26 protein-coding genes are annotated in these 24160 nt (G+C 61.4%); 21 read left to right on the forward strand and 5 right to left on the reverse strand.

Annotated elements, in window-relative coordinates; genetic code table 11:
* Position 1: 1 nt before the first annotated feature.
* The 3 genes from XH90_RS10060 to XH90_RS10070 all read left to right on the forward strand — a co-directional run bounded on the left by XH90_RS10060 (position 2) and on the right by XH90_RS10070 (position 4296).
* On the forward strand, positions 2-2533 hold the full coding sequence (locus XH90_RS10060; protein ID WP_194480915.1) for a YbcC family protein: 2532 nt from the start codon (positions 2-4) through the stop codon (positions 2531-2533).
* A 674-nt stretch (positions 2534-3207) separates the two neighbouring features.
* Positions 3208-3531: an NYN domain-containing protein gene (locus XH90_RS10065; protein ID WP_371748339.1), complete on the forward strand. Its 324-nt coding sequence runs from the start codon at positions 3208-3210 to the stop codon at positions 3529-3531.
* Between the two features lie 372 nt (positions 3532-3903).
* Positions 3904-4296, forward strand: a complete 393-nt coding sequence (locus tag XH90_RS10070) for a response regulator (protein ID WP_194480917.1) — start codon at positions 3904-3906, stop codon at positions 4294-4296.
* 149 nt (positions 4297-4445) lie between these two features.
* On the opposite strand, the gene rpoH is transcribed toward XH90_RS10070, so the two are convergent.
* Positions 4446-5417, reverse strand: a complete 972-nt coding sequence (gene rpoH, locus XH90_RS10075) for an RNA polymerase sigma factor RpoH (RefSeq protein WP_194480918.1) — start codon at positions 5415-5417, stop codon at positions 4446-4448.
* Positions 5418-5660: 243 nt separating this feature from the next.
* On the opposite strand from rpoH, the gene XH90_RS10080 reads away from it, so the two are divergent.
* Positions 5661-5858, forward strand: a complete 198-nt coding sequence (locus tag XH90_RS10080; RefSeq protein WP_194480920.1) for a hypothetical protein — start codon at positions 5661-5663, stop codon at positions 5856-5858.
* A 448-nt stretch (positions 5859-6306) separates the two neighbouring features.
* Here XH90_RS10080 and XH90_RS10085 read toward each other — a convergent pair whose 3' ends face one another.
* Positions 6307-6765, reverse strand: a complete 459-nt coding sequence (locus XH90_RS10085) for an Hsp20 family protein (RefSeq protein WP_194482647.1) — start codon at positions 6763-6765, stop codon at positions 6307-6309.
* A 432-nt stretch (positions 6766-7197) separates the two neighbouring features.
* On the opposite strand from XH90_RS10085, the gene groES reads away from it, so the two are divergent.
* The 3 genes from groES (at position 7198) to XH90_RS10100 (ending at position 9593) form a co-directional block, all read left to right on the forward strand.
* Positions 7198-7512, forward strand: a complete 315-nt coding sequence (gene groES, locus XH90_RS10090) for a co-chaperone GroES (RefSeq protein ID WP_194480921.1) — start codon at positions 7198-7200, stop codon at positions 7510-7512.
* A gap of 35 nt (positions 7513-7547) precedes the next feature.
* Entirely contained in the window at positions 7548-9167 is a 1620-nt protein-coding gene (groL, locus tag XH90_RS10095; RefSeq protein ID WP_194480923.1) for a chaperonin GroEL, read from the forward strand.
* An 87-nt stretch (positions 9168-9254) separates the two neighbouring features.
* Positions 9255-9593, forward strand: a complete 339-nt coding sequence (locus XH90_RS10100; RefSeq protein WP_194480925.1) for a hypothetical protein — start codon at positions 9255-9257, stop codon at positions 9591-9593.
* Positions 9594-9758: 165 nt separating this feature from the next.
* On the opposite strand, the gene XH90_RS10105 is transcribed toward XH90_RS10100, so the two are convergent.
* Entirely contained in the window at positions 9759-9920 is a 162-nt protein-coding gene (locus XH90_RS10105) for a hypothetical protein (RefSeq protein ID WP_194480927.1), read from the reverse strand.
* A 145-nt stretch (positions 9921-10065) separates the two neighbouring features.
* Between XH90_RS10105 and XH90_RS10110 the strand changes: the two genes are divergently transcribed.
* The 4 genes from XH90_RS10110 (at position 10066) to XH90_RS10125 (ending at position 12859) form a co-directional block, all read left to right on the forward strand.
* Complete coding sequence (locus XH90_RS10110) at positions 10066-10524, forward strand: Hsp20 family protein (protein WP_194480935.1); 459 nt, start codon at positions 10066-10068, stop codon at positions 10522-10524.
* An 82-nt stretch (positions 10525-10606) separates the two neighbouring features.
* Positions 10607-11098: an Hsp20/alpha crystallin family protein gene (locus tag XH90_RS10115; RefSeq protein ID WP_194480937.1), complete on the forward strand. Its 492-nt coding sequence runs from the start codon at positions 10607-10609 to the stop codon at positions 11096-11098.
* Between the two features lie 81 nt (positions 11099-11179).
* Positions 11180-11515: a hypothetical protein gene (locus XH90_RS10120; protein WP_194480939.1), complete on the forward strand. Its 336-nt coding sequence runs from the start codon at positions 11180-11182 to the stop codon at positions 11513-11515.
* 129 nt (positions 11516-11644) lie between these two features.
* Positions 11645-12859, forward strand: a complete 1215-nt coding sequence (locus tag XH90_RS10125) for a trypsin-like peptidase domain-containing protein (RefSeq protein WP_371748340.1) — start codon at positions 11645-11647, stop codon at positions 12857-12859.
* Positions 12860-13116: 257 nt separating this feature from the next.
* Here XH90_RS10125 and XH90_RS10130 read toward each other — a convergent pair whose 3' ends face one another.
* A complete protein-coding gene (locus tag XH90_RS10130; RefSeq protein WP_246755754.1) occupies positions 13117-14121 on the reverse strand; it encodes a LysR family transcriptional regulator in 1005 nt (334 codons plus the stop codon).
* A 118-nt stretch (positions 14122-14239) separates the two neighbouring features.
* On the opposite strand from XH90_RS10130, the gene XH90_RS10135 reads away from it, so the two are divergent.
* The gene (locus XH90_RS10135; RefSeq protein WP_194480941.1) at positions 14240-15313 is read left to right on the forward strand and encodes a 4-oxalomesaconate tautomerase; all 1074 of its coding nucleotides are present in this window, start codon (positions 14240-14242) and stop codon (positions 15311-15313) included.
* Positions 15314-15366: 53 nt separating this feature from the next.
* On the forward strand, positions 15367-16752 hold the full coding sequence (gene dctA, locus XH90_RS10140) for a C4-dicarboxylate transporter DctA (RefSeq protein WP_194480943.1): 1386 nt from the start codon (positions 15367-15369) through the stop codon (positions 16750-16752).
* A 132-nt stretch (positions 16753-16884) separates the two neighbouring features.
* Here the strand turns inward: dctA and XH90_RS10145 are convergent, their stop codons facing one another.
* The gene (locus XH90_RS10145) at positions 16885-17865 is read right to left on the reverse strand and encodes a LysR family transcriptional regulator (RefSeq protein WP_194480946.1); all 981 of its coding nucleotides are present in this window, start codon (positions 17863-17865) and stop codon (positions 16885-16887) included.
* A gap of 102 nt (positions 17866-17967) precedes the next feature.
* On the opposite strand from XH90_RS10145, the gene XH90_RS10150 reads away from it, so the two are divergent.
* The 8 genes from XH90_RS10150 to XH90_RS10185 are packed head-to-tail and all read left to right on the forward strand — an operon-like array spanning position 17968 to position 24113.
* Positions 17968-18912, forward strand: coding sequence for a ketopantoate reductase family protein (locus tag XH90_RS10150; RefSeq protein WP_194480948.1), 945 nt, complete (start codon positions 17968-17970; stop codon positions 18910-18912).
* Between the two features lie 4 nt (positions 18913-18916).
* Positions 18917-19303 (forward strand): VOC family protein, encoded by a 387-nt coding sequence (locus tag XH90_RS10155; RefSeq protein WP_194480960.1) that lies wholly within the window; start codon positions 18917-18919, stop codon positions 19301-19303.
* A gap of 12 nt (positions 19304-19315) precedes the next feature.
* A complete protein-coding gene (locus tag XH90_RS10160) occupies positions 19316-19786 on the forward strand; it encodes a MaoC/PaaZ C-terminal domain-containing protein (RefSeq protein ID WP_194480962.1) in 471 nt (156 codons plus the stop codon).
* A complete protein-coding gene (locus XH90_RS10165) occupies positions 19783-21024 on the forward strand; it encodes a CaiB/BaiF CoA-transferase family protein (protein ID WP_194480965.1) in 1242 nt (413 codons plus the stop codon). The genes XH90_RS10160 and XH90_RS10165 overlap by 4 nt, the downstream gene beginning before the upstream one ends.
* A 3-nt stretch (positions 21025-21027) precedes the next feature.
* Positions 21028-21855 carry a shikimate dehydrogenase gene (gene aroE, locus XH90_RS10170; RefSeq protein WP_194480967.1) on the forward strand — a complete coding sequence of 276 codons (828 nt, stop codon included), beginning with the start codon at positions 21028-21030 and terminating at the stop codon, positions 21853-21855.
* A 15-nt stretch (positions 21856-21870) separates the two neighbouring features.
* Positions 21871-22725: a shikimate dehydrogenase gene (locus XH90_RS10175; protein WP_194480970.1), complete on the forward strand. Its 855-nt coding sequence runs from the start codon at positions 21871-21873 to the stop codon at positions 22723-22725.
* Between the two features lie 51 nt (positions 22726-22776).
* Positions 22777-23445: an amino acid ABC transporter permease gene (locus tag XH90_RS10180; protein ID WP_194480972.1), complete on the forward strand. Its 669-nt coding sequence runs from the start codon at positions 22777-22779 to the stop codon at positions 23443-23445.
* A gap of 11 nt (positions 23446-23456) precedes the next feature.
* Positions 23457-24113 (forward strand): amino acid ABC transporter permease, encoded by a 657-nt coding sequence (locus XH90_RS10185; RefSeq protein WP_194480974.1) that lies wholly within the window; start codon positions 23457-23459, stop codon positions 24111-24113.
* Positions 24114-24160: the final 47 nt, after the last annotated feature.

A 24160-nucleotide genomic window follows, 5' to 3' on the forward strand; every position in this document is an offset into this window, starting at 1 on the left:
CATGAACCAGGCCGCCCTTGCCCTGAAAATCGCTCCGATTGAAGCCGACGCGGACGTTACGCTCGAGGCCCGCATCGCAACCGCCTGCGCACGCGTTGCCCCCCTCTGGCCGCTCAAGCATTTCGTTGCGGTCAACCCGTTCCTCGGCTTCACGGGTCAGAGTTTCGCAGCCACCGCCGCAACTTTCGAGCGCGTGGTGCGGGCGCGCATCCTGATGCCGCGGGCTTTCTACCGGCAGGCGCTCGCGGAAGGCCGCATCGACGATGCGGCGATGGCGCAGGCGCTCGCGCTTCACCCCGACGCTGGCCTCGACATCGAGAGCCTCAAACAGGCGTTGCGCTCGGACGCGCCGGCCGGCGCGCCGCCGGCCGTCGTCGCCACTGTGGCCGAGGTGCTGGATCGCCTTGCAGAAGGCGATCGCTACGTCTCGTTGGTTGCCCTCATGATCGACGAGATCTCGGCCTTCTGCGCCAGCTATTTCGACGAGGGCCAGGCGAATTGGCCAAACCCGGCGCGCAGGCTCAAGCCCTACGCGGCCTGGCGGACGCTTGCGATCTACGACCGCAATCCCGAAGTCATGGGCATTGGGGGTTTTCGAAGATCCGTTGCGGCGCTGCCCACCGATCCCGTCGAAGCCATCGGGGTAATCGTCGACCGCCTCGGCATTCCCGATCGCGCGATCGAGGATTATCTGGTGCGCGCACTGTTCGACCTCGGTTGGTCGGCCTATGCGCGCTACGTAGGATGGAACGCGGAGCTCGAGGGCCGCCGGGACGACACTCTGCTCGAACTGCTTGCGATCCGGCTGGCTTGGGGTTTGGCGCTGTTCGAGGCGCGGACCGATGACGCCTTCAGGACAGCCTGGGCGCGAGCGATGGAGGAGGCGGCGAAGCTGCCCGTCGATCACCGCCTCGACGAAACTCCCGAGCTCGCCGTCGACGTCGTCCTGCAGGACGCCTATGAGATCGTGTTCCGCCGCAACTTGATCGCGCGGCTCCTCGCCAACGACCGCAGCGCGGTAGCGTCTGGTCGGACGGACCGGCCTGCGGTCCAGGCGGCCTTCTGCATCGACGTGCGCTCGGAAATCTTCCGGCGCGCGCTGGAGACAGCTTGCCCGGAGGTGGAAACGATCGGCTTCGCCGGCTTCTTCGGCTTCCCCATCGAATATGTTCCGATAGGCCACCTTCGGGGTGGCGCGCAATGTCCCGTGCTGCTCAAACCCGCCTTCATCGTCTGCGAGGAAGTCAAGGACGCCGAGCCGTTCGAGGAAGCCGAAGTACTGGGCCAGCGACTGCTCCGGCGGCGACTGGCGAAGGCCTGGAAATCGTTCAAGGTCTCGGCGGTGTCGTCCTTCTCCTTTGTCGAGACGGCGGGCCTCGGCTTCGCGGCGAAGATCGCGACCGACAGCGCGGGTTTAACCCGACCGGTGCCATCGCCGGTCAGCGATGGTCTCGATTCCGACGTCGCTGCGCGGGTCGGCCCGCGGCTCGCGCCTGGCAAGCTCAAAGGACGTTCCACCGGCTTTACCGGCTCGCAGGCCATCGATATGGCCGAGGCGGTGCTGAAGGCGATGTCGCTGACCGGGCCGTTCGCGCGCCTCGTGCTGCTGACGGGGCACGGTAGCACCACGGTCAACAATCCACACGCCTCGGGCCTCGACTGCGGCGCCTGCGGGGGTCACACAGGCGAGGCCAATGCGCGTGTCGCCGCCGCGATCCTCAACGATTCGCAAGTCCGGGACGGCTTGCGGGAGCGCGGCATCGACATCCCCGCCGACTGCTGGTTCGTCGGTGCGCTTCACGACACCACCACGGACGACTTCAAGCTGTTCGATGAGGAGGACGTGCCGGCCGCGCTCGCAGGTGATCTGGCGCGGTTGAAATTGCGGCTGTCCGATGCTGCTCATCTGGCGAGGCTCGAGCGCCGCGCGTTGCTGGGCGTCGGAGATGCGGCGGATGCCGACGCCGCAATCAAGGCGCGTAGCAAGGACTGGTCCCAAGTTCGGCCAGAATGGGGCCTCGCGGGAAACGCCGCATTCATCGCTGCCCCGCGCAGAATCACGCGCGGTCTCGACCTGTCCGGCCGCGCCTTCCTGCACTCTTATATCCACGAGCAGGATCGAGATCATCAGGTGCTGGAGCTGATCATGACCGCCCCGATGGCGGTCGCAAGCTGGATTAATCTGCAGTACTACGGCTCGACCGTTAACAACGCGGCGTTCGGCAGCGGCAACAAGGTGCTTCACAACATCGTCGGCCAGCTCGGCGTGCTCGAAGGCAACGCCGGGGACCTGCGATTCGGATTGCCATGGCAGTCGGTGCATGACGGCACGCGCTTTGTCCATGAGCCGGTACGCTTGAACGTCTTCATCGCCGCTCCCGAAACTGCAATGGACGATGTCCTGCGTCGGCACACAGGCATCTGCGATCTCGTTAACAATGGCTGGATCATGCTGCACTCGCTCGGCGAGCATGGATCGCTCATCCGCCGCTGCGTGCGGCCGGGAATTTGGGTTGCTTCATCTTTTGAATAGGGATCGCGGCTGCATGCCGCCAACCAATATCAATCGCTTTCCCAACCTTGAGGTCTTGAGCGTGAAGGATCGTAAGGAAGTCTGCACGACACAATCGCGTCCTAAGCAGGAGCCCCAGTGCGCCGGTTGCGGTACCAAGACTCGTTTCATCACATCTATTCTCGACGTCAGTAGAGATCGTTTCGTGATGATCTTCCGATGCGATAACTGCCGCAAAGAGGTCTGGGAATGAACCGTCGTTTTCGATGAGGAGGTTGGACCGTTACTATCTCTGAGCGCGGCATCGCGCTCGCCCACCGGTTGGTGCGTGCCTGATCGCTCGCGTGCCCCTCGACGTCGAGGTGGTCCGGCTCTCAGGTGGATTGATCTCCTGGCCGCATTGTCGCGGCATTTGATTTTTTGCGATCGGCAGCCGATTTAGCGCGGCGTTCGATGAAATCCTTTCGCAACTGCCGCAAACGCTTTCGGTCCTCCAATTCTGTGAGAGCTTTCTGTGCTAGTCTGACAACCGTTGCGGGGCCAAAATGGACCTCCGCAGCTGTCAGCATAGACACTGGACCGCAGGGTTCAGAATTCGCGCGAGCGCGGAGCCTCGCGGAGGCCGGTGATCGCGAAAAAAGCGCGCGAAGAGCCAAGCAAGAGCGAAAAAGGGGACTTCGAAAAGCAATCACGACTTGAAGCTGACGATTTCTGCGCCTTCACTCGCGACAATTGCGTCGAGCGACATGGGCATCTATCTCGCAGTCGGCGTCATGCAATTATCGAAACAGTTGGACGAGATCTTCCTGTTTTCAGGCGACGGAGGGTACAGTTCGCTGGTCAGGGCCGTCCAACGGCGTGGCGTTCGCGTGACGGTTGTTTCGAGTCTTTCGAGTCCGCCAGCAATAATTGCAGATGAACTGAGACGGCAGGCTGATGACTTTATTGATCTGGCCGGACTGCAATCAAGAATTGAACGTCATTCCGGGCGGATGGGCGATGCGGGTGAGCCGAATTGAACGTATAGGCGCAGCTCGGTGCGGGGCGTCCTCGCTTCCAGAAAGGGGTGACACAGACGGGTTTTTCTAACTGCGACATAGGGCAGATCACTCGTGGCGACAGGTCAGATGGTGCTTCGAGAGCCCGCGAGGACGCTTTGCGGGTAGGTGCGGAAGTGCCAGCGACCCGGTCGTCGGCAATTCTAAGGCGAGAAAGTGAAGGCCTTCCGAGCTATTGAACCGGTTAGCTCAGCCGTCGGACTCTTCCGGTCGCGGAGCGGCCCCCACGTGCCATTGGTTCAGGTGACATTCCCGCTGGCCGGTTTCGCATCTGGAACTTATGTGCCTTTTAGCACTTAGCAGTTGCCGCATTGGTGCGGCGGAGGTGGGATTATGCACAGCGCGGTACTATTAATCCTAGTGGTAGAAAACGATTCTCTGATCCAAGACCTTGTCGACGCCGCGCTTGCCGAGGGCGGATTTGAAAATGAGATCGTTGCATCTGGTGAAAAGGCAGTAGCACTGCTTCAAGGCGCGCCCACGAAGTATCGAGCGCTCTTGACCGACATTAACTTGAAGGGCCAGCTGACGGGCTGGGACGTTGCCAAACGGGCCAGGGAGCTCAATCCGGAGATGCCGGTAATTTACATGACCGGAGCTGCGGCGGATGAGTGGCCCTCGCATGGCGTGCCCAATAGCATTCTTCTTAGCAAGCCATTTGCGCCTGCCCAAGTCGTGACGGCTGTCTCTCAATTGATCAACCAGACGCCGCCGCCGAAAGACTAGGCCGCCTCAGTTTATCGAACCTTTCATTCAACCAACGCTAATTTCCCCTTCTGTCCCTTCGCATGATTTAGCTGCGCTGCAGAATTGCTCTATCGCTGCATAGCGAATGCTGGCGAGCCGCCCGCCCGGCGGGTTCATGCGTTCAAGGCTCAGATGTCGTTGAATTCAGCAGCTCGCCGATAGGGTCTATCTCGATTTTCTTGTGCCGATTGGACCGACACGGAATTCCTTGCGACAGTTGTCGCGGTCTTCAAAGAATTGCCGGCCGGATGCATTGCCAGCCTTATCTTCTCAAATGCTCGCTGCTCTATTTGGCGGACCCGCTCGCGGGATACTCCATATTCTGCCGCGAGTTCCTCCAGTGTTGGAGGCGTTTCAGTCAACTGGCGCGCAGTGAAGATGTGTCGCTCGCGCGGAGCAAGCGTCTGGATAGCGGCTCGCAACGCTTGTCGGCGTTGGACCAATTCGTGTTCATCAGCCAGCTTGTCGTCTTGTGCAGGCGAAGGGTCTACAAGACGTTCTATCGCTTCGTCGGCGTCCAGATCGTCGTGAGTGCGGGAATTCAGGGATACGTCGCCGCGCAGGCGCCGGTCCATGTCTACTACCTCTCTTTCCGGCACCTCGAGGCGCGCAGCAATTGCTTGAACCTGCTCAGGACGCAGATCTCCGTCCTCGACAGCCGAGATCGCACGCTTAGCTTGCCGTAGTTTGAAGAAGAGTTTCTTTTGTGCGTTGTTTGTTGAAACCTTCACCATCGACCAGGATCGAAGTACGTATTCCTGAATCGTCGCCCGGATCCACCACAATGCGAACGTTGAAAGACGAACCCCTCGCTCCGGATCGAAGCGTCGCACGGCCTGCATCAATCCGATATTGCCTTCGGAAACGATGTCGGCGATGGGCAATCCGTAACCGCGGTATCGCATCGCAACCTTTGCAACGAGGCGCAGGTGGCTTGTGACGAGGCGATAGGCCGCTTCGCGATCGCCCAGCTGGCGCCAGCGTCTCGCGAATTGGGTCTCCTCTTCCTGGGTCAGGATCGGAAATTTCTTGATCTGAGCGAGATAGTGAGTCAGTCCGATTGCAATTGAAGGCAGTGGCCGAGAATACGTGTTGTACATGTGCCCCTCGCAGTGGCTCTCGTAAGGTAAGGCCGGTATGGAGCGGCGATCAGCGAAGTGTTGCTCTCGAAAGCACTCTTGCGATAATCGCCATGCTCAAAAGGCATCCGACTGATCTGACCAGTGCGGCAACATCAGCGGGATCGATTAGCATCGATTTGTCCTCCTGAGGTCGTCATGATGCCGACGCCCTGAAGGGAACTGGAGTCCTGTCCGCCGCTCCTTTCGATCCAGCTTGCATTCATGATCGATGTTCTCGGTCTCCGTTTGCGAGAAGAGATCACACAGCGCATCGACGATATCTTCGAGCCGGGCGCTTGTATCGTCGTGGCGCGGGTTCAGGTGGGAGCGATCTTCGCCGAGGCAGTGATCCGCGAGCCAGGAGGACAAGATGGCCCGCTTCTCGTACGCGGTGAGATCGGGATCATCGAGTACATCTAGGGGATGCTCAAAAGCACCGGCCGGATGCAGGAACTCCGTCAGCTCCAATGGCGTTGTGCGCCGATCTGCCCCGGGTTTCGTCGTCCGGAGTGACAGGCAATCCGGGTAAGCCTCTCGCAGCAGAGCTTTCACGGAAGCTCGTTCGTCAAGCAATCGTCGCTCGATATAGCCTCGTTCAAGATCTGTGAGAGACGTCTCGAGGAGCCTGCGATAACGGCGAATATTGTTTCGGTGCGCGCGAAGTCGTTCGATATGGTGGCCAGTCATGACTGCTTCTCTCCCGCGTCATGTAGAGTTGCCGCGCTTGGTCCGACGAAAGTAACGTCGGCCGTCGCTTGTCGGGAGACGCGCATTATCGTCCGCGGTCGTCAGCCGCATTGGATCCTCCTGTTCGTTGACAAATAGAGGCGGCCGCGCGAACGCGCGCGGCGCCGATCAGATAGCTTGCTTACGCCGCTGCCTTGGTCTCTAGTTTCTGGACATTGTCCGCCGGCGCGCCGTTGATCGCGATCCGGCGCGGCTTCATGGCTTCCGGAATCTCCCGGACCAGGTCGACCTTGAGCAGCCCGTTCTCGAAGGATGCGCTCTTGACCTGGACGTAATCCGCCAGATTGAACTTTCGCTTGAAATTGCGGGTAGAGATGCCGCGATGGATGAAATTCCGCTCGGCATGATCCGGCTTGTTGCCTTCAATGGTGACTACGTTCTGTTCGGCCGTGATTGCGATATCGCTTGACGCGAAGCCCGCAACCGCCAGCGAAATCTGATAGCGGTCTTCGGAAAGGCGTTCGATGTTGTACGGTGGGTAGTTGTCCTCGCCGGCGCGCTGCGCCGTCTCTGCGAGGTCAAAAAGGCGGTCGAAGCCGATGGTCGAACGCCAAAGGGGCGAAAAATCGTAAGTGCGCATAGCCAAATCCTCCAAAAGAGCAAGATGGTTACGAGCGGCACCGGACACGACCGGTGCCCGTCTCATTGATCCGGACCCATGAGGCGTCCGAACCCCACATTTTCTGTGGCGTCGGAAAATTAGCAAAACCGTTTTCGGTTTCAAGAGGGGGCCGAAAAAAATTGTGGCGCCGGCGCACGAAATGCGGATTATCGAAACCAGCGGCACGGCAAGAAGTTAGCGCAACGCGTGCACAGTTTACCAATCGTTGACGGCAAGCCCTTGGTTCATCCCAGAAGCTTTGGTCCGAATGCAAGGGCGCCGTTACGGGCAAAAAAATTCACTCGAGCGGTCTTGAACCGGGCCGATTCGACTCCCAGTTCGTTGTCCGCCCGGGGGCCGTTTCCGGACCCGGATTTTGAACATCGCTGAACCTGATTGAGGAGGATGTGCATGCATTTCCGTCCATTGCACGATCGCGTGCTCGTGCGCCGCATTGATGCCGAAGAGAAAACGTCTGGCGGCATCATCATTCCCGACACTGCCAAGGAGAAGCCGCAGCAGGGCGAGATCATCGCCGTAGGCCCAGGAGGCCGCAACGAGCAGGGCCAACTCGTGCCGCTCGACGTCAGGGCCGGCGACCGCGTGCTGTTTGCGAAGTGGTCGGGCACCGAGGTCAAGATCGACGGTAAGGAGCTGCTGATCATGAAGGAGAGCGACCTTCTGGGCGTGGTCGAAAAGGCCGAAGCGCTCAAGACGGCAGCGTGAGCTGACAGTCATCGAAGAGAAGGGAGATTTTCAAAATGGCTGCCAAGGACGTAAAGTTTTCGACCGAAGCCCGCGAGCGAATGCTGCGGGGTGTGGACACGCTGGCGAACGCGGTGAAGGTCACGCTCGGTCCGAAGGGGCGTAACGTCGTGATCGAAAAATCGTTCGGCGCGCCCCGCATCACCAAGGACGGCGTCACCGTCGCCAAGGAGATCGAACTCGAGGACAAGTTCGAGAACATGGGCGCACAGATGGTGCGCGAAGTCGCCTCCAAGACCAACGATCTGGCGGGCGACGGCACCACCACCGCGACCGTGCTCGCGCAGGCGATCGTCAAGGAAGGCGCCAAGGCCGTTGCGGCTGGCATGAACCCGATGGACCTGAAACGCGGGATCGATCTCGCGGTGGACGCGATCGTCACTGACCTCAAGACCCACGCCAAGAAGGTCACCTCCAACGACGAGATCGCCCAGGTCGGCACCATCTCGGCTAATGGGGACGCCGAGATCGGCCGCTTCCTCGCCGAGGCCATGCAGAAGGTCGGAAACGAGGGGGTCATTACGGTCGAAGAAGCCAAGAGCTTGAACACCGAGCTCGAAGTGGTCGAAGGCATGCAATTTGACCGCGGCTACGTCTCGCCCTACTTCGTCACCAACGCGGAAAAGATGCGGGTCGAGCTCGAGGATCCCTACGTGCTCATCCACGAGAAGAAGCTTTCGGGCCTGCAAACCATGCTGCCGCTGCTTGAGCAGGTCGTGCAATCCGGCAAGCCGCTTCTGATCATCGCCGAGGAAGTCGAAGGCGAAGCGCTCGCCACCCTGGTCGTGAACCGCCTGCGCGGCGGGCTGAAGGTTGCCGCCGTCAAGGCACCCGGCTTTGGCGACCGGCGCAAGGCCATGCTGGAGGACATCGCGATCCTCACTGGCGGCACCGCGATCTCCGAAGACCTCGGAATCAAGCTCGAAAACGTCACGGTGAAGATGCTCGGGCGCGCCAAGAAGGTGGTGATCGACAAGGAGAATACCACGATCGTCGACGGCGTGGGTGCCAAGAAGGACATCGAGGCGCGCAGCCTGCAGATCAGGGCGCAGATCGAGGAGACGACCTCCGACTATGACCGCGAGAAGCTGCAGGAACGGCTGGCGAAGCTTGCCGGCGGCGTCGCGGTGATCCGCGTCGGCGGCGCCACCGAGGTCGAGGTCAAGGAGCGCAAGGATCGCGTCGACGACGCATTGCACGCGACGCGGGCGGCGGTCGAGGAAGGCATTCTGCCGGGCGGCGGCGTTGCGCTATTGCGCTCGCTAAGGGCCCTCGAGGGCATCAAGATCGCCAATTCCGACCAGAAGGCCGGCGTCGATATCGTACGCCGCGCGGTCCAGGTGCCTGCACGCCAGATCGTGCAAAATGCCGGTGAGGACGGGTCGGTGGTGGTAGGCAAGCTTCTGGAGCACCAGAGCTACAACTGGGGCTTCAATGCCGCGACCGGCGAATACCAGGACATGGTGAAGGCCGGCGTGATCGATCCCGCGAAGGTCGTGCGCACCGCCCTGCAGGATGCGGCCTCGGTCGCGTCGCTGCTCATCACCACGGAAGCGCTGGTGGCGGACAAGCCGAAGAAAACGGAAGCCGCGCCGGCTCCCGCCATGGACTTCTAACGCGTATCGGGCCCGGCCGACCGGCTGGGCCCACCTCTCACATACAGAAAGGACATCTGGATCTGTTTTCGACGATAGGAGCATGAGATGATCAAGGATCAATTCACATTCTCCGCTCGGGCGGAGGGCACCCACAAAACCCTAATCAATCTCCTCGCAGTAACACTCGGTGGTGTCGTTGCGCTGGCGCCGTTTGCGGCGCGAGGGTCGGAAGCGACATCCCCGCTGCGGGCAGCAAAAATCGGCTTCGAACAAATTGCCTTGCCGCCGATTCCGTACGTGGACACGATGCCCTGGCTGACCTGGCCGCAGGCGCCTTCCACGATGAAGGTGGATACGCTGCTTTCGCCGGTCCTGGATGCGCCCCGGCTGAGGTTCGACCTGTTGCCGACCCAGCGCGACGGGACGCCACCTGCAACCAGCTAGTCCGTGTGGAGCGGCCGGTCGATCCGGTCGCTCCAAACTTCCGTCTGAGCTGTGTAAGGACTTTCCATGCCGTATGAACCCGCTGTTGGCGGCGCGTTTGCCTTTCTGATCGAAAGCCAGAGACGCGTTATTTCGCATTGCGAAAGGCTCTTGCCTGCGAGCGACCTAACTTCTGAGGATCGCGCTCGCCTCATGCGCCTGCACAATGATGCTGAAGCACAACTGGCCCGCCTGACTTACGCCGAGGCCGCGTAACCCGGATTGAAATTGCGGCATGATCGGAACTTGAAGATTTTTTTGAGCAACCCTCTTGAAATCATCTTCCATTTTTTTAAGTCATTTTTCGCCGCGAGAGCGGTGCGCCGGACGCCGGTTTAGGGTCCGGTACGGGCGCCGGACCGGGCTTCGGACCGTTCCGTAAACACGGCCTGGCGTTCCTTCGTATCCATCTTGCTCTTTGGAGGACTTGGCTATGAGGACACTCGACTTCGCGCCGCTGTGGCGCTCCACGATTGGCTTCGATCACCTGGCAGACCTCGTCGATTCGACGCTGCGTCAGGCGACCGAAGACAACTATCCTCCCTACAACATTGAACGTTTCGGCGAAGACCACTACCGGGTCACGCTGGCAGTGGCCGGCTTCGGTGTTCAGGACATCGCCGTGACGGCGGAACAGAACGTGCTGACCGTTGAGGGCAAGAAGCCCGACGGTGGCGCGCGCGAATACCTTTACCAAGGTATCGCGGCCCGTCCGTTCCGGCGTGTGTTCAACCTCGCTGACTATGTCCAGGTCAAGCAGGCCTCGTTCCAGGACGGTCTGCTGATCGTTGATCTCGTGCGCGAGGTGCCGGAAGCGATGAAGCCGCGCCGTATCGAGATCGGAACGGCGGCTTCTTCCTCACCCCAGATCGCGCAGAAGAAGGCAGCTTAGGCGCGATTGCAGCATCGAGACGGGGCGTGCGGCGCGTGAAGCGTCCGCACACCCTGTCCCCACGAACAAGCGAGGTAGAACAATGGCTATTCGTGATCTCATTCCGTGGTCGAAACCGCAGGAGCTTGCGCCCGCCCGCGACAGCTTCGATCCCTTCCTGACACTGCACCGTGAAATGAACCGTCTGTTCGACGATGTGTTCCGCGGCTTTGGCAGCCCGGGCCTGTCGTCGTCGATGGAAGGTCGCTTTGGCTGGCCGAAGGTCGAGCTCAGCGAAACGGACAAGGCACTGACCGTGTCGGCCGAACTGCCGGGGATGACCGAAAAGGACGTTCAGGTGGAAATCACCAATGGCGTCCTGACGATCCGCGGCGAGAAGAAGGCCGAGCACCATGGAGAAGGCCGATACTTCAGCGAGCGGTATTACGGCGCCTTCGAGCGCCAGATTCCGCTCGACGATGTGCAGGAAGACAAGGTTGAGGCGACGTTCAAGAACGGTGTCCTGACTGTCTCGTTGCCCAAATCGGACAAGCCGCGCGAGGGCGTGAAGCGCATCGCGATCAATGCGGCATAATCAAAACCAGGAAGCGACGGCTCCGCCGCCGTTTCTTCCCACAGCAATCCCTCGGAAAGGAGAGATAAGGGAGACGCGACGATGACGAACGCAAACACAAATGCTCACAATCTTCATCCGATCTTTCACCCCGCCGCTCACTACGATTCTCCAAGGAGCGTCCTGAACGACAATGAGCTCTCCACGCCGGAGAAGCGCATCATCCTGTCGTCCTGGGCCTCCGACATGTATGCGGTGGAATCCTGTCCGTGGTTGCGCAAGATTCCCGGCATGAGCCATACGGTCCGGCTCGCGGATATTCTCGCAGCCTTGCGCAAGCTCGACGGCGACAATGACAATGATGACCCGCCGCGTGGTGGCGGCGTGCCGATGCGGCTGCGGCGGCCTTGGGCCGCCGCAGAACGGAGGGCCGCATGATGGTCACGCACGCTGTCCTCGGCCTTGTCTTGTTCGGTCATATGGCTGCGGCCTGTGTCGTTCCCTGCGTCGCTCTGCAACGTGCGATGTGGCTGCCGGCAAGCGCTTGAGCCGGCTCCCGCGAATATCATGGTGCACAAGATGAAAAATGGTCGCGTAATCCAATTGGCGCTGTTGGTGTTGACGCTGACGTTTGGGGCACCGTCTCTCGTGACGGCGCAAGTTCCCGATCTCAAGACCGGAGCGCCGATCCCGACATTGGCGCCGCTCGTTCGCCAAGTCACGCCTGCGGTCGTTAACATTTCGGTGCACGGTCGCGTGCGTGAAGACAATCCCCTCTACCGTGACCCGGTGTTCCGCGAATTCTTCGATGTTCCGAAGCAAATCGAGAAAGAGGTCAACGCAACCGGATCCGGAGTGATCGTCGATGCTCTGCGCGGCTTTGTACTCACCAATAATCACGTCGTCGAGGGCACTTCCACCGTGCAAGTCACCACGAAGGAGGGCCGACAGTTTTCGGCCAAGGTGATTGGTCGCGATCCGCCGACCGATGTGGCCGTGTTACAGATCCAGAGCCCCGTGGGGCTCAAGGCGCTTGCTTTTGGCGACAGTGACATCCTGGAGGTTGGTGATTTTGTGCTCGCGATCGGCAATCCCTTTGGTCTGGGCCAAACCGTAACCTCGGGTCTGGTCAGCGCACTCGGCCGCACCGGCCTTGGCAAGCAGGGCTTTGAGGATTTCATTCAGACTGACGCGGCGATTAATCCCGGCAATTCCGGCGGTGCGCTGGTCAGCCTCCGCGGCGAGCTAGTCGGAATCAATTCAGCGATCATCTCGCCAGCGGGCGGAAACGTCGGAATTGGCTTTGCGATCCCGTCCAATATGGCGCGGAGAGTGATGGAGCAAATCGTTGCTACCGGCCATGTCGAACGTGGCCGCATCGGCGTTTCTTTGCAGGACCCGCGGCTGTCCGGTGCTCGGGCCGAAGGCGCTTTGATAGCTGAGGTTCTGCCAAACTCGCCGGCGGAAATGGCCGGTCTGCGCAAAGGGGACATTGTGACAATGGCCGACGACCGTCCCATTCGGTCGGCTGCGCAATTGCGCAACAAGGTAGGCCTGGCGCGAGTTGGACAGGAGTTGAAATTGACGCTTCATCGAAGGGAGGGCACAAGCATCGTCGTTGTCAAAGTGGCGCCCCGCATGGAACGGGGCGCGGCAGTTACCCCAGGCGACTTCGGATTGACGAGCCGGCGACTGTCGGCCGGCCTTACGGCGCCTAATTTCAGTGCTGCTCCGGCTTACGCAACCGATGGCCATCTCCTGGGCTTGAGCCGTGCTGCATAACCCGTGTCGCATCAATTTCCTACTTTCGAGATCATCCTGCAGCCGAAGGGCCGGCGATGGCGTTGGCGTGTATGTTCAACGAGTGGGACAATCGTCATGCAGGGTTCGCGAAGCACACGTGCTGCTGCGAGATATGATGCGCATAGTGCTTTATTTCTTCTGCTGCTCTCGACAACCAGCGCGGGCTGGCCCCGGGGGTAGAGCCGATCGGCAAACTTATGATCGCTTCGCTATTTCCACGAAACCTTCGTGAGCGATCATGAGAGCTTTTTCAGTCCCCTTTTCTGGCGTCCAGGTAGTCGCGGTCCGTCCTTTGTGAGGTCCGCAGCCGTGCCTCGGGACCGCGACCGGGTCTGACCGGGTGCCCGAGGCGGCGAACGCCATGCATCGAGGAGCATCTTGAGAAATTGGCTGGCATGAGGGGATAGCGTCGACCCATGCCTGCGCACGATGCCTATCGTCCGCGACACCTCCGGATCGGTTACCCTCACGGTGTGAATGATCGGATGGCCGGCGGCCGGGGTCGCCAGCCTCGGTAGAATGGCGATGCCCAGCCCCGCTTCGACCAAGCCAAGCGAACCGGAAAGGTGAGCAACTTCGTAGGACCAGTTGAGCTGCAGGCCGTGTCGCGCCAGCGCATTGTCGATCAACGCGCGATTACCACTATTGCGACCGACGGTAATAACACGGTGCGAAACGATCTCCGACCAGCTTACCTGTTTACGCGATGCCAACGGATGGTCGTGGCGGCAGGCCAGGACAAAAGGATCCTCGACCAGTTTCTCGAATTCGATTTCGGCATGCGACGCACCGATGAAATTGATCCCGAAGTCGACTTCTCCGCGCGCGACCGCCTCTAATCCCTCATTGGCACCGATGTCCAGAATCCGGATGCGAATGCGCGGATACGCGTCGGCGAACCGGCCGATCGCACGCGGCAAGAAATAAAACACCGCCGTCGGCACCGCAGCCACCGAAACCAAGCCTGAACTTCGCGCGCCGATGTCACGGATGGCGAGCACCGAGGTCTCGAAATCGTCGATGAGACGACGCACCTTCGGCAAGAAGTCGCGGCCGGTCATGGTGAGATTGACGTGACGCGTCGAGCGTTCGAGCAGCGGCGCACCGAGGCTTTCTTCTAGCTTCTGAATGCGTCGGCTGAGCGCCGGCTGCGACAGGTTCAGCGCCTTGGCGGTGCGGACAAAGCTTCCAGTCTCCGCGACGGTAATGAACGCCTTCAGGTCGAGCAATTCTGCGTTCATGGCTGGCCCCAATTATACCGAATGACGCATTAATACTTCAGATATTTGCATTTTACAGAAGAGTTTCAAGGGCCCATGCTCTGTTCGCACGAAGATGTCGCCGAATGGAACAGCTCCAATGAACGATCAGATTGCCATTCCCTGCGTGGTCATGCGCGGCGGAACCTCGCGCGGGCCGTTTTTCCTGGCCAGCGATCTTCCGGCCGATCCCAGGGCGCGCGATGCGGTCCTGCTGTCGGTGATGGGGGGCGGGCACGATCTGGGCATCGATGGAATCGGCGGCGGCAATGCCGTCATCAACAAGGTCGCGATCATCGGACCGGCATCGGTGCCCGGCGCCGATGTCGATTATTTGTTTGCCCAGGTGCGGGTCCGCGAGGGGATCGTCGATACCTCACCCAATTGCGGAAACATGCTAGCAGCGGTAGGGCCCTTCGCTATCGAAACCGGCCTGGTCGCCGCTGTCGCAGATCGCACCCAGGTACGCATCCATAATGTCAACACCGGCAAGCTGATCGATGCGACGGTTTCCACCCCTGGCGGGAGGGTGACCTATGAAGGCGACGCGCGGATCGACGGTGTGCCGGGAACGGCCGCGCCCATCGAACTGTCGTTCCCCAACGCGGCCGGCGCACGCACCGGTCGCCTCCTGCCGACAGGACAGCCGGTCGACCGCATCGAAGGGATCGATGTGACCTGCATCGACGCAGCCATGCCCGTCATGCTGGTTCGCGCGGCGGACCTGGGATGGACCGGCCGCGAGGCACCTTCGGAGTTCGCCGACAGCGGCTTCCGCGCCCGGCTCGAAAACCTGCGCATCGAAGCTGGGCGCCGGATGGGCTTTCCAAACTCAGCGTCCATGGTGATTCCGAAACCGGTCCTGATTGCACCCGCGACGGACGCGACGTTGCACACGCGGTACTTCATGCCGCACGACTGCCATAGCGCGCTGGCGGTGACGGGCGCGGTCGCTATCGCGACGGCCTGTGTGACGTCAGGAACGATCGCGGCAGAGATTGTCGGACCGCTGGCGCCGCCGGTGCCGATCACGCTCGCCCATCCCTCCGGCCAGCTCGTGGTTCGGCTGGAGCCCGGCCCGGTTGCCCGGGTGCAGCGGACGGCCCGCCGGATTTTCCAAGGTCACGTCTTCGCCCGGCGAGCGCACGTGCCTCATTCAATCCTGGCGGCCTGAACTCGGTCCGCCTTAAGCCATCAAGAAAAATCAGAGCCATGGGAGAGATGAGAATGCACAAAGAAGCGCTAGTCGGCCACGCGAGCACCGAGGCTGGAAAACCCTTCTACCGGATTCTCTATGTTCAAGTGCTGATCGGCCTCGCGCTGGGTGTCCTCACGGGCCATTTCTGGCCCGAATTCGGAGCCGCGCTGAAGCCGTTTGGCGACGGCTTCGTCAAGCTCGTCAAGATGATGATCGCGCCGATCGTGTTCTGCACCATCGTGAGCGGCATCAACAGCATCAGCGATTCCCGCGAGGTCGGCCGTTCGCTGGTGAAATCCATGGCGCTGTTCTACCTGCTGACCGCGCTCGCGCTGTTGGCGGGACTGGTTGCTGTATTGCTGATCCAGCCGGGCGTCGGCATGCATGTATCCGTCAATACGCTGGATCCGTCGGTGGCTGCGAAATTCACCAAGCAGGCAGCTGCGACCGGATTTGCTGACTTCGTGCTGCATATCATCCCGCATTCGTTCTTTGGCGCGTTCGCCGATGGCGAAGTGCTGCCGGTCCTGCTGGTCTCCATCCTGATCGCCTTTGGGCTGAGCCGCGCCGGCGATGGCGGTGCCGTAGTGACGAAGGCGGTTGAATCGTTCTCGCAGGTTCTGTTTATTTCCTTCGGCTTCATCATGAAGCTCGCTCCACTCGGCGCCTTTGGCGCCATGGCGTTCACGGTCGGCCGCTATGGCATCCGTTCGATTGGCTCGCTCGGACTGCTGATCCTGACATTCTATATCGCGTGCTCCGTCTTCGTATTCGTCGTGCTCGGGACGCTTGCGCGACTGAACGGCTTCAGCCTGTGGAAGACGATCCGCTACTTCAAGGAAGAGCTGCTGATCGTGCTCGGCACGTCATCGTCGGAGCCGGCGCTTCCTGGCGCGCTGCGCAAGCTGGAGCAACTTGGATGCCGGAAAGGCGTGTCAGGACTCGTGCTTCCGATGGGTTACTCCTTCAATCTGGACGGCAGCGCTATTTATCTCACCCTGGCGTCCATCTTCATCGCCCAGGCCTGCGACATTCACCTATCTTGGGGGCAGATTGCGGCGATGCTCGGACTGATGCTGCTGACGTCCAAGGGAGCGGCCGGCGTCACCGGCAGCGGCTTCGTCGCGCTAGTTGCAACTCTCACCGTCATGCCGGACTTGCCCGTGACCGGTGTGGCTCTACTGGTCGGTATCGACCGTTTCATGTCGGAAGCGAGGGCACTGACCAGCATGATCAGCAACTGTGTCGCTGCCATCACCGTTTCGCTGTGGGAGAACGCCTGTGACCGCGAGGTGTTGGCCCGTGAACTGGGACAGATTAGCGCTCCCGAACCCGCAGCGGGATCGAAGATAGCCGCAGCAGCAGTGGTGCAGGAGGGCAAGGGTTGGATGCCGACAACGCAATCGGTTGCTTGAAGGTGTCCGTTTCGGCCAGTAGCGCCCACCCCTCCGAGATTTGGGACTCCCGCCGACGCTGGATTCGCAACGGCAGCGCGGGAGGCGACACGACCTCGCCGTTCGATCCAAGGCTCGCTAATAGCCGCTCCACTACGGCCGCAAATTGCGTGGCCTTCGTTGCTTCGGCTGACCGGAATGATGTAGACCCCGCACTTGCTGCTGTTGAAAAAGCTCCCCGCATACGTCACGCAGCCACTGGCTTGCCGGGTCGTGATGGAAGCGGGCATGCCAATATTGCTTCACCGTGAAGCCGGCGACCGCCAACGGGCAATCGAGCACGCGCAGTCCGTAATAGTGAGCCAACGTTTCGCCGATGTGCCTTGGCAGGGTGGCGATCAGGTCGGTCGTCCCGACGATTGCGGGTAGCCCCAAAAAGCCCGGCAGTTCGAGCGCAACGTCGAGGACCATCTGCTGCTCCTTCAGCGCGTCCGCGAGCAATTGATGTCCGGTGCCGGAGCGAATGTGAACGTGCGCCTCACGCCGGAAATCCTTTGCGGTGATGCAGTCGCGGATCCGGGCATGTTTTGCGTTTGCCAGGCAGACCCAATCCTGCGGAAACAGCGCCTGCTGGAAGTGTCCGGCGTCGAGATCCGAGATGTAGCCGAGCGCCAGATCGGCCTCGCCGGACTGCAACATTCGTGGGGTGTCGGCGCCGATCTGTGCCGCCTCGATGCGGATGCCCGGCGCAACATGACGAACATGGGCGAGAATGGCCGGAAGCAGCGTGATGTGGCTCGCGTCCGTCATGCAGATGACGAAGCGGCGTCTTGCAGTCGCCGGATCGAACTCCGGGCGAAGCTCCGCCAGACGTCGCAGCATCTCCAACGCCTGCCGGGCCGTGCCGATCAGAGCCTCGGCGCGCGGGGTCGGCAGCATTCCCTCCGCCGATCGGATGAATAGCGGATCGTCCAACTCCTTTCGCAGGCGGGCCAGCCAGATGGAAATGGTCGGCTGGCTTTGACCGAGCTTCTCGGCGGCCTTGGTGACGCTGCCCGTGGAGAACAACGCGTCAAACAGCCGGAGCAGGCGCGGCTCCAAAAGATTCGTCTCGGACGGGTTTCGTTGCTTCATTGCGAATCGCAATAATGATTATAAGTATCATAGCATATTCAAATACTACTCAGCCTGCTAGCACGCTTCCAACGCCAAAATAGGCGAGGGAGACGCGTTCGGATGAGGATCTGCTTTGCCGGAGCGGGAGCCTTGGGCTCGACCATCGGCGGCACGCTGGCGCGCGGTGGGGCCGAGGTTTGGTTGATCGATCCGTTTCAGGCTCATGTCGACGCAATCAATGCCAGTGGTCTGCGGATGCTCGAAGGTGGCGCCGAGACCGTCGTGAAGGTCTCGGCCTGCACCTCCGCGGGCCAGGTCGGCAATGTGGCGGACCTGGTCATCATCCTCGTCAAATCCTACCACACGCGGGATGCGATCCGGGCGGTTGCGCCGATCATCGGGCCGCAGACGGTCGTGATGTCGCTGCAAAACGGCCTTGGCCACGAAGACATCCTTTCGGAGGAAGTCGGTCGTGACAGGGTCATGGCAGGCAAGACCTATGTTGGCGGCGTGCTGCTCGGACCCGGTCATGTTCGCTCCGGCGTCGTCGGCAAGGAAACCATCATCGGCGAGCTCGATGGACGCTTGACCGAGCGCGCGCAACGGATTTCAGAGACGTTCAATCGTGCCGGCGTTCTCACGCTGCTCAGCGACAACATCCTGGGCACGATGTGGGACAAGCTCTTCATCAACGTCGCCGGCGGCGGAATCACCGCAATTACCGGGCTGACCTATGGCGGTCTGTATTCTCTGCCTGTCCTGGAAGAGTGTGCACTTGCCGCAATCTCGGAGGGCATCGCTGTCGCGCAAGCGGCTGGCGTGAAGATCTCGATTGCCGATCCGCGCGTTGCCTGGACGATGGCATCTGCCGGACTGCCGCCCGAGTTCAAGACGTCGATGTTGCAGAGCTTGCAGTCAGGCAATCTGACCGAGGTCGACTACATCCACGGCTCGGTCGTGCGTTGGGGCGCCAAGGTCAACGTGCCGACCCCCGTCAACGCGACCCTCGTCGCGCTGGTCAAGGGGCTTGAGTACGCGCGCAGCGATTATCCGGGAAGGGCCTGAGACGATGTCGTTGCCCCGCGCTTATGTCGAACACGTCGCGATCCGCGTGCCGGATGTCGATCGTCACGTCGGCTTCTTTCGAGAGGTGCTTGGTCTTGCCATTCGCGACGAGCAGCCCGCCGAAGGCGCGCGTCCGCGGCAGGTCTGGGTGCTCGGAAGCGTGCAACTCATCGAGGATCCGAACTTCGTCGGACCGGAGGGGCGCCTCGCCCATCTTGGCATCATGGTCGACGACTATGAAGGTGTGCTCGCCCGTGCTGCTGCGTGGGGCGCTAAAGCACTGCCCGCGGGGCCCAACTGGCTCGAGCTGCCGGGCGGGCTGAACGTCGAAATCTTGCAAGCCAGTGCGGGTGCCGTGGAAGCGGCGCTGGCGATTAATCCACGGGCCTAGGGAACACGCGACATGACCGATGAGCGCTACTGGGACGATGCCAAGGTTGGCGACGAATGCGTCACTCCCTCAGTGACAGTTACCGAAACCATGGTGAATGCCTACGCCGAGCTGACGGGCGATTTCACGCCCGTTCATGTCGACGAGGAATACGCCAAGACCACACCCTTCGGTACACGCGTCGCGCACGGGCTGTTCGGCCTGTCGCTGGCCGATGGCTTGAAGACCCGTGCCGACTACCGCTTCCTTCCGGGAATGTCGCTGGGCTGGACGTGGGATTTCAAGCTGCCGATCAAGCTCGGCGACACCGTGCATGTGAAGTTCCGCGTCGGCTCGATGCGCACCACCAAGCGCGATGGATGGGGCATCGTGGTGCTGCCCTCGGAGCTGATCAACCAGCGCGGTGAAGTGGTGCAGCTAGGTGAGCATCGGCTGATGATCCCGATGCGCCCGAAGACCAGCGTAGCAGGAGAGCAGGCATGACCGTGCAAGATTTGTCGTTCAAAGATCTGCCGCTCAAAGGCATCCGCGTTATCGACTACAGCCATTTCCTCGCAGGCCCGTTCATGGGCCGCTGCCTCGCCGCGATGGGCGCTGAGGTCATCAAGGTGGAGCGTCCGAGGCAAGGCGATGCGGGCCGCGCCCACGGCTATTTCAAGGACGGTCAGTCCGGCTACTTCCTGCAGCAGAACATGGGCAAGCAGGGATTGTGCATCGATCTGCGCGATACGCGTGGTCTCGACATGATGATGAAGCTGGTCGACACGGCCGATGTCTTCATCGAGAACTACCGCCCCGGCGCACTCGAGCGTCTCGGGCTTGGCTACAAGGCGCTGTCCGCGCGCAATCCCAAACTGATCTACTGTTCGGTCTCCGCCTATGGCCACACCGGTCCCTATGCCGACCGTCCGGGCTTCGGCCTGATCGCAGAGGCGATGTCGGGTGCTCTGGCGCAACTGGGGTCCCCCGGCGAAGCGCCGCCGCTGCTGCGGATGCCGCTCGCGGACATGTACACCGGCATTCACGGCGTGGCTGCCATCAATGCCGCGCTGCTCGGCCGCGCGTCGTCCGGGCGCGGTCAACACATCGATCTGGCGCTGTACGATTGCATGGTCTCGATGCACGACTATGCCGTTCAGCGCTACTTCTTATCCGGCGGGACCGACCTGCCGCGGCAGACCGGCAGCGGGCAGCCGGATTCGACCGTCTACGGCGTCTTTCCCGCAAAGGACGGCAATCTCGTCATCGCTGCGCAAGTCGATGATGCGTGGAAAAGATTGGCAATGCTGATCGGTGGCCCCGCGTTGTCGTCCGATGAACGCTTCGCCACGCCTGCCGCGCGCAACGCTCACTATGCCGAAGCGATGGAGATCGTGCGCAACTGGACGCTGTCGCAACCCTCTCGTGACGCTTGTCTTACGGCGCTTGAGGCAGCAGGCGTGCCGTCCGCTCCCGTGCAGACCATCGAAGAGGTCGTGAAGGATCCGCAGATCAAGGCGCGCGGCATGCTGGTCGAGCAGGAGCATCCTGTGCTCGGCAAGGTGACGTTGCCGAACCTTCCGTTCCGGTTCTCCGATTGCGACACCACGGTGCGCACGCCGGCGCCGCTGCTCGGCCAGGATAATCGCCGTATTGCGGCTTCGCTGGGGCTGTCGGCCGAGCTCGTAGAAACGATGGTGCGCGACGGCGTCCTCTACAACGAAGCCGCAGCGCGGGAGTGAGCCATGAGCGACCGTTACGCGGTGATCGGCAATCCGATCGGCTTCAGCAAATCACCTCTCATCCATGGCACGTTCGCCAAGATGGCGGGGCAGGACCTCGTCTATGAGGCAATCGAGGCACCACTCGGTGGCTTCAACGCACGGGTTGATCAATTCCGGACCGAGGGCGCCAAGGGGCTGAACATCACGGCCCCGTTCAAGCTCGATGCCTTCGCTTACGCAAACGAGATTTCAGAGAGCGCCGACCGCGCTGGCGCCGCAAACTGCCTGAAGTTCGAGGGCGATCGGATCATTGCCGAGAATTTCGACGGGATAGGGCTCGTGCGGGACATCACGGTCAATCTCGGCGTCAAGATGGCCGGCCGGCGCGTCCTGATGCTCGGCGTTGGAGGCGCGGCGCGCGGCGCGCTGCTGCCGTTCCTGCGTCAGGAGCCATCCGAGTTGGTCCTCGTCAATCGCACCTTATCGAAGGCCGTGGCATTGGCCGAAGAGTTTGCCGGTTGTGGTCCCCTGATCGTCAGCGGTTATGCCGAACTGGCCGATCTTGCCGAGGGCTATGACGTCGTGGTCAACGCGACATCGGCCAGCCTGCGAGGTGAGATGCCGCCGCTTCCGGGCAACGTCTTCCGCGGTTCGGAGCTGGCGTACGAACTTGCCTATGGCAAGGGACTCACTCCCTTTCTGCAAGCCGCCCGCGCCGAAGGCGTAGCCAAGCTGGCGGACGGCGTCGGCATGCTGGTCGAGCAGGCGGCGGAAGCTTTTGCGTGGTGGCGCGGCGTTCGACCTGGCACGGCTCGGGTCATCGCCGAGCTGACTGTCCCTTTGAGCTGACGGGCGATGCCGGGCATGCATCCGAAGTCCAGCTTTCTCGTCGGTCTGATCGGTAGCGGCATCGCTGCGTCCCGCACGCCGCCCATGCACGAGGCGGCGGCCGACGCCGCGGGCATCCGCTATCTCTACAAGAAGATCGACCTGACAGAGTTGAAACTTGGTGCCGAAGCACTGCCGGAGTTGCTGACGGCGGCAAGGCGGATGGGCTTCGACGGGTTGAACGTGACCCATCCCTGCAAGCAGGCGATCCTTCCGCTCCTGGACGAGCTTTCGCCTGACGCGGAGGCGCTTGGCGCCGTGAACACCGTGGTCATCAGGAACGGTCGAATGACCGGCCACAACACCGACTGGTTCGGCTTCGCCGAGAACTTTCTCCGCAACATGCAGGGTGCACCACTCGGTTGCGTCGTCCAATTTGGCGCGGGCGGCGCAGGCGCGGCGGTTGCTTTCGCGCTCATGAAGCTTGGTGTGCGGGAACTGACCATTATCGACGTCGACGTAGCCAAAGCGCAGAGCGTCGTCGACGGCTTGTCCCCCCGATTTGCAGAAGTGCGCTTGAAGGTCGGCCGGGATGTCGCGGCGGCCGTCGCTGCCGCTGACGGAATCGTCAACGCAACGCCGATCGGCATGGACAAATATCCGGGCACGCCGCTGCCGACGGCCTTGCTGCGTCCCGATCTGTGGGTCGCCGAGATCGTCTATTTCCCGCTCGAAACCGCGCTGCTGCGTGCGGCGCGCGGCCTCGGCTGCCGCACCGTCGATGGCGGTGGTATGGCGATTTTCCAGGGCACCGAAGCATTTCGCCTGTTCACGGGCATTTCACCTGATCCAGACGTCTTCTTCGCCACTTTTGCATCCCTGGGAGGGTGACCTCAGGCCGATGGGCGAGCGGCACGCACAACGCCCGAGAGGAAACGCAAGATGGGCTACACGCTCGATTTCTCGGTGGTTTGGCAGGCGATGCCCGCGCTGCTGTGGGGGTGCGTGGGTACGTTGGGTCTGGCGCTTGCCGGCATGACGCTCGCGATGGTGATCGGTGTCGCCGGCGTCGCGGCACGCGATGCGAAGGCGGCATGGTTACGTGCTCTCGTGATCGGCTTCGTCGAGATCGTGCGCAATACGCCTTTCCTGGTGCAGATCTTCTTTCTGTTCTTTGCCCTGCCGCTGATCGGGTTGAAGCTCAATCCGACGGCCACCGCCATTATCGCGCTCGGTGTCAATGGCGGCGCATATGCCATCGAGATCATCCGAGGCGGGGTGCAGTCCATCCATAAAGGACAGGTGGAAGCGGGCTACGCGCTCGGACTGCACAAAGGGCAGGTGTTCCGGTTCATCGTGCTGAAGCCTGCACTTCGAGCGATCTACCCCTCGCTCACGGGTCAGTTCATCATGCTGACGCTGACCTCCTCGATCTGCTCGGCGGTGTCGGCCTACGAATTGACGTCGGTTGCCCAGCGCATCGAAAGCGACACGTTCCGCAGTTTCGAGGTCTATTTCTCCGTCACCTTCCTCTATCTCGCGATCTCCTGGCTGCTGATGCTGGGCTTTGCGGTGATCTCTCACCGCTTCTTCTCTTATCCGACGCGCTGAGGGAGGCGATCATGACACCGCATTTTGGTCTTCTTGAGTTCGGATTCCTGCTGCGCGGGTTGCAATGGACCGCGCTGCTGACGCTGGTCGCGTTTGTCGGTGGCTGCACGGCTGGGGTGGCGGTTGCATTGCTGCGCACCTGTGGTCACAGGAGCGTGGAATGGATTACCCGCATCTACATCGGGATATTCCAAGGCACGCCGCTGCTGCTGCAGCTTTTCGTCGTGTATTACGGACTGGCGCTCACCGGATTGAAGCTCGACGCCTTCGCCGCAGTGGCGATCGGTTTCACCGTCAATGCCTCCGCCTTCCTTGGTGAGATCTGGCGCGGAGCGATACAGGCGGTGCCGCGCGGCCAGACCGAGGCGGCGATGGCGCTCGGACTGCACTATTCGTCCCGCATGCGCGACATCGTGCTGCCGCAGGCTATTCGCATCTCGCTGCCGGCGACCATCGGTTATCTCGTGCAGCTCATCAAGGGCACGTCGCTCGCCGCCATCGTCGGTTTCATCGAACTCGCCCGCGCCGGTCAAATCGTATCGAACCAGACCTTCCAGCCGTTGCTCGTCTTCGGCGTGGTCGGCGCGATGTATTTCATCCTCTGCTGGCCATTGTCGTGGTGGGGCAGCCGGATGGAGGCCAGGCTCGCCCTGGCCAGTCAAAGGTAGGAACGGCGCACCTATCCAATCACAAACAGCCATCACCAGGAGGAGAT

The sequence above is a fragment of the Bradyrhizobium sp. CCBAU 53338 genome, assembly GCF_015291665.1.
In the GTDB taxonomy this organism is placed as follows: Bacteria; Pseudomonadota; Alphaproteobacteria; order Rhizobiales; family Xanthobacteraceae; genus Bradyrhizobium.

Bases quoted from the DNA above. Each gene is read 5' to 3' on its own strand.
- aroE (WP_194480967.1), top strand. From the start codon at position 21,028: ATGAGCGACCGTTACGCGGTGATCGGCAATCCGATCGGCTTCAGCAAA.
- XH90_RS10085 (WP_194482647.1), bottom strand. From the start codon at position 6,765: ATGCGCACTTACGATTTTTCGCCCCTTTGGCGTTCGACCATCGGCTTC.
- groES (WP_194480921.1), top strand. From the start codon at position 7,198: ATGCATTTCCGTCCATTGCACGATCGCGTGCTCGTGCGCCGCATTGAT.
- XH90_RS10105 (WP_194480927.1), bottom strand. From the start codon at position 9,920: ATGGAAGATGATTTCAAGAGGGTTGCTCAAAAAAATCTTCAAGTTCCG.
- XH90_RS10165 (WP_194480965.1), top strand. From the start codon at position 19,783: ATGACCGTGCAAGATTTGTCGTTCAAAGATCTGCCGCTCAAAGGCATC.
- XH90_RS10160 (WP_194480962.1), top strand. From the start codon at position 19,316: ATGACCGATGAGCGCTACTGGGACGATGCCAAGGTTGGCGACGAATGC.
- XH90_RS10185 (WP_194480974.1), top strand. From the start codon at position 23,457: ATGACACCGCATTTTGGTCTTCTTGAGTTCGGATTCCTGCTGCGCGGG.
- XH90_RS10150 (WP_194480948.1), top strand. From the start codon at position 17,968: ATGAGGATCTGCTTTGCCGGAGCGGGAGCCTTGGGCTCGACCATCGGC.
- dctA (WP_194480943.1), top strand. From the start codon at position 15,367: ATGCACAAAGAAGCGCTAGTCGGCCACGCGAGCACCGAGGCTGGAAAA.
- XH90_RS10130 (WP_246755754.1), bottom strand. From the start codon at position 14,121: ATGAACGCAGAATTGCTCGACCTGAAGGCGTTCATTACCGTCGCGGAG.
- XH90_RS10070 (WP_194480917.1), top strand. From the start codon at position 3,904: ATGCACAGCGCGGTACTATTAATCCTAGTGGTAGAAAACGATTCTCTG.
- XH90_RS10110 (WP_194480935.1), top strand. From the start codon at position 10,066: ATGAGGACACTCGACTTCGCGCCGCTGTGGCGCTCCACGATTGGCTTC.
- XH90_RS10060 (WP_194480915.1), top strand. From the start codon at position 2: ATGAACCAGGCCGCCCTTGCCCTGAAAATCGCTCCGATTGAAGCCGAC.
- XH90_RS10180 (WP_194480972.1), top strand. From the start codon at position 22,777: ATGGGCTACACGCTCGATTTCTCGGTGGTTTGGCAGGCGATGCCCGCG.
- XH90_RS10080 (WP_194480920.1), top strand. From the start codon at position 5,661: ATGATCGATGTTCTCGGTCTCCGTTTGCGAGAAGAGATCACACAGCGC.
- XH90_RS10145 (WP_194480946.1), bottom strand. From the start codon at position 17,865: ATGAAGCAACGAAACCCGTCCGAGACGAATCTTTTGGAGCCGCGCCTG.
- XH90_RS10135 (WP_194480941.1), top strand. From the start codon at position 14,240: ATGAACGATCAGATTGCCATTCCCTGCGTGGTCATGCGCGGCGGAACC.
- groL (WP_194480923.1), top strand. From the start codon at position 7,548: ATGGCTGCCAAGGACGTAAAGTTTTCGACCGAAGCCCGCGAGCGAATG.
- rpoH (WP_194480918.1), bottom strand. From the start codon at position 5,417: ATGTACAACACGTATTCTCGGCCACTGCCTTCAATTGCAATCGGACTG.
- XH90_RS10125 (WP_371748340.1), top strand. From the start codon at position 11,645: ATGGTGCACAAGATGAAAAATGGTCGCGTAATCCAATTGGCGCTGTTG.
- XH90_RS10115 (WP_194480937.1), top strand. From the start codon at position 10,607: ATGGCTATTCGTGATCTCATTCCGTGGTCGAAACCGCAGGAGCTTGCG.
- XH90_RS10100 (WP_194480925.1), top strand. From the start codon at position 9,255: ATGATCAAGGATCAATTCACATTCTCCGCTCGGGCGGAGGGCACCCAC.
- XH90_RS10175 (WP_194480970.1), top strand. From the start codon at position 21,871: ATGCATCCGAAGTCCAGCTTTCTCGTCGGTCTGATCGGTAGCGGCATC.
- XH90_RS10120 (WP_194480939.1), top strand. From the start codon at position 11,180: ATGACGAACGCAAACACAAATGCTCACAATCTTCATCCGATCTTTCAC.
- XH90_RS10155 (WP_194480960.1), top strand. From the start codon at position 18,917: ATGTCGTTGCCCCGCGCTTATGTCGAACACGTCGCGATCCGCGTGCCG.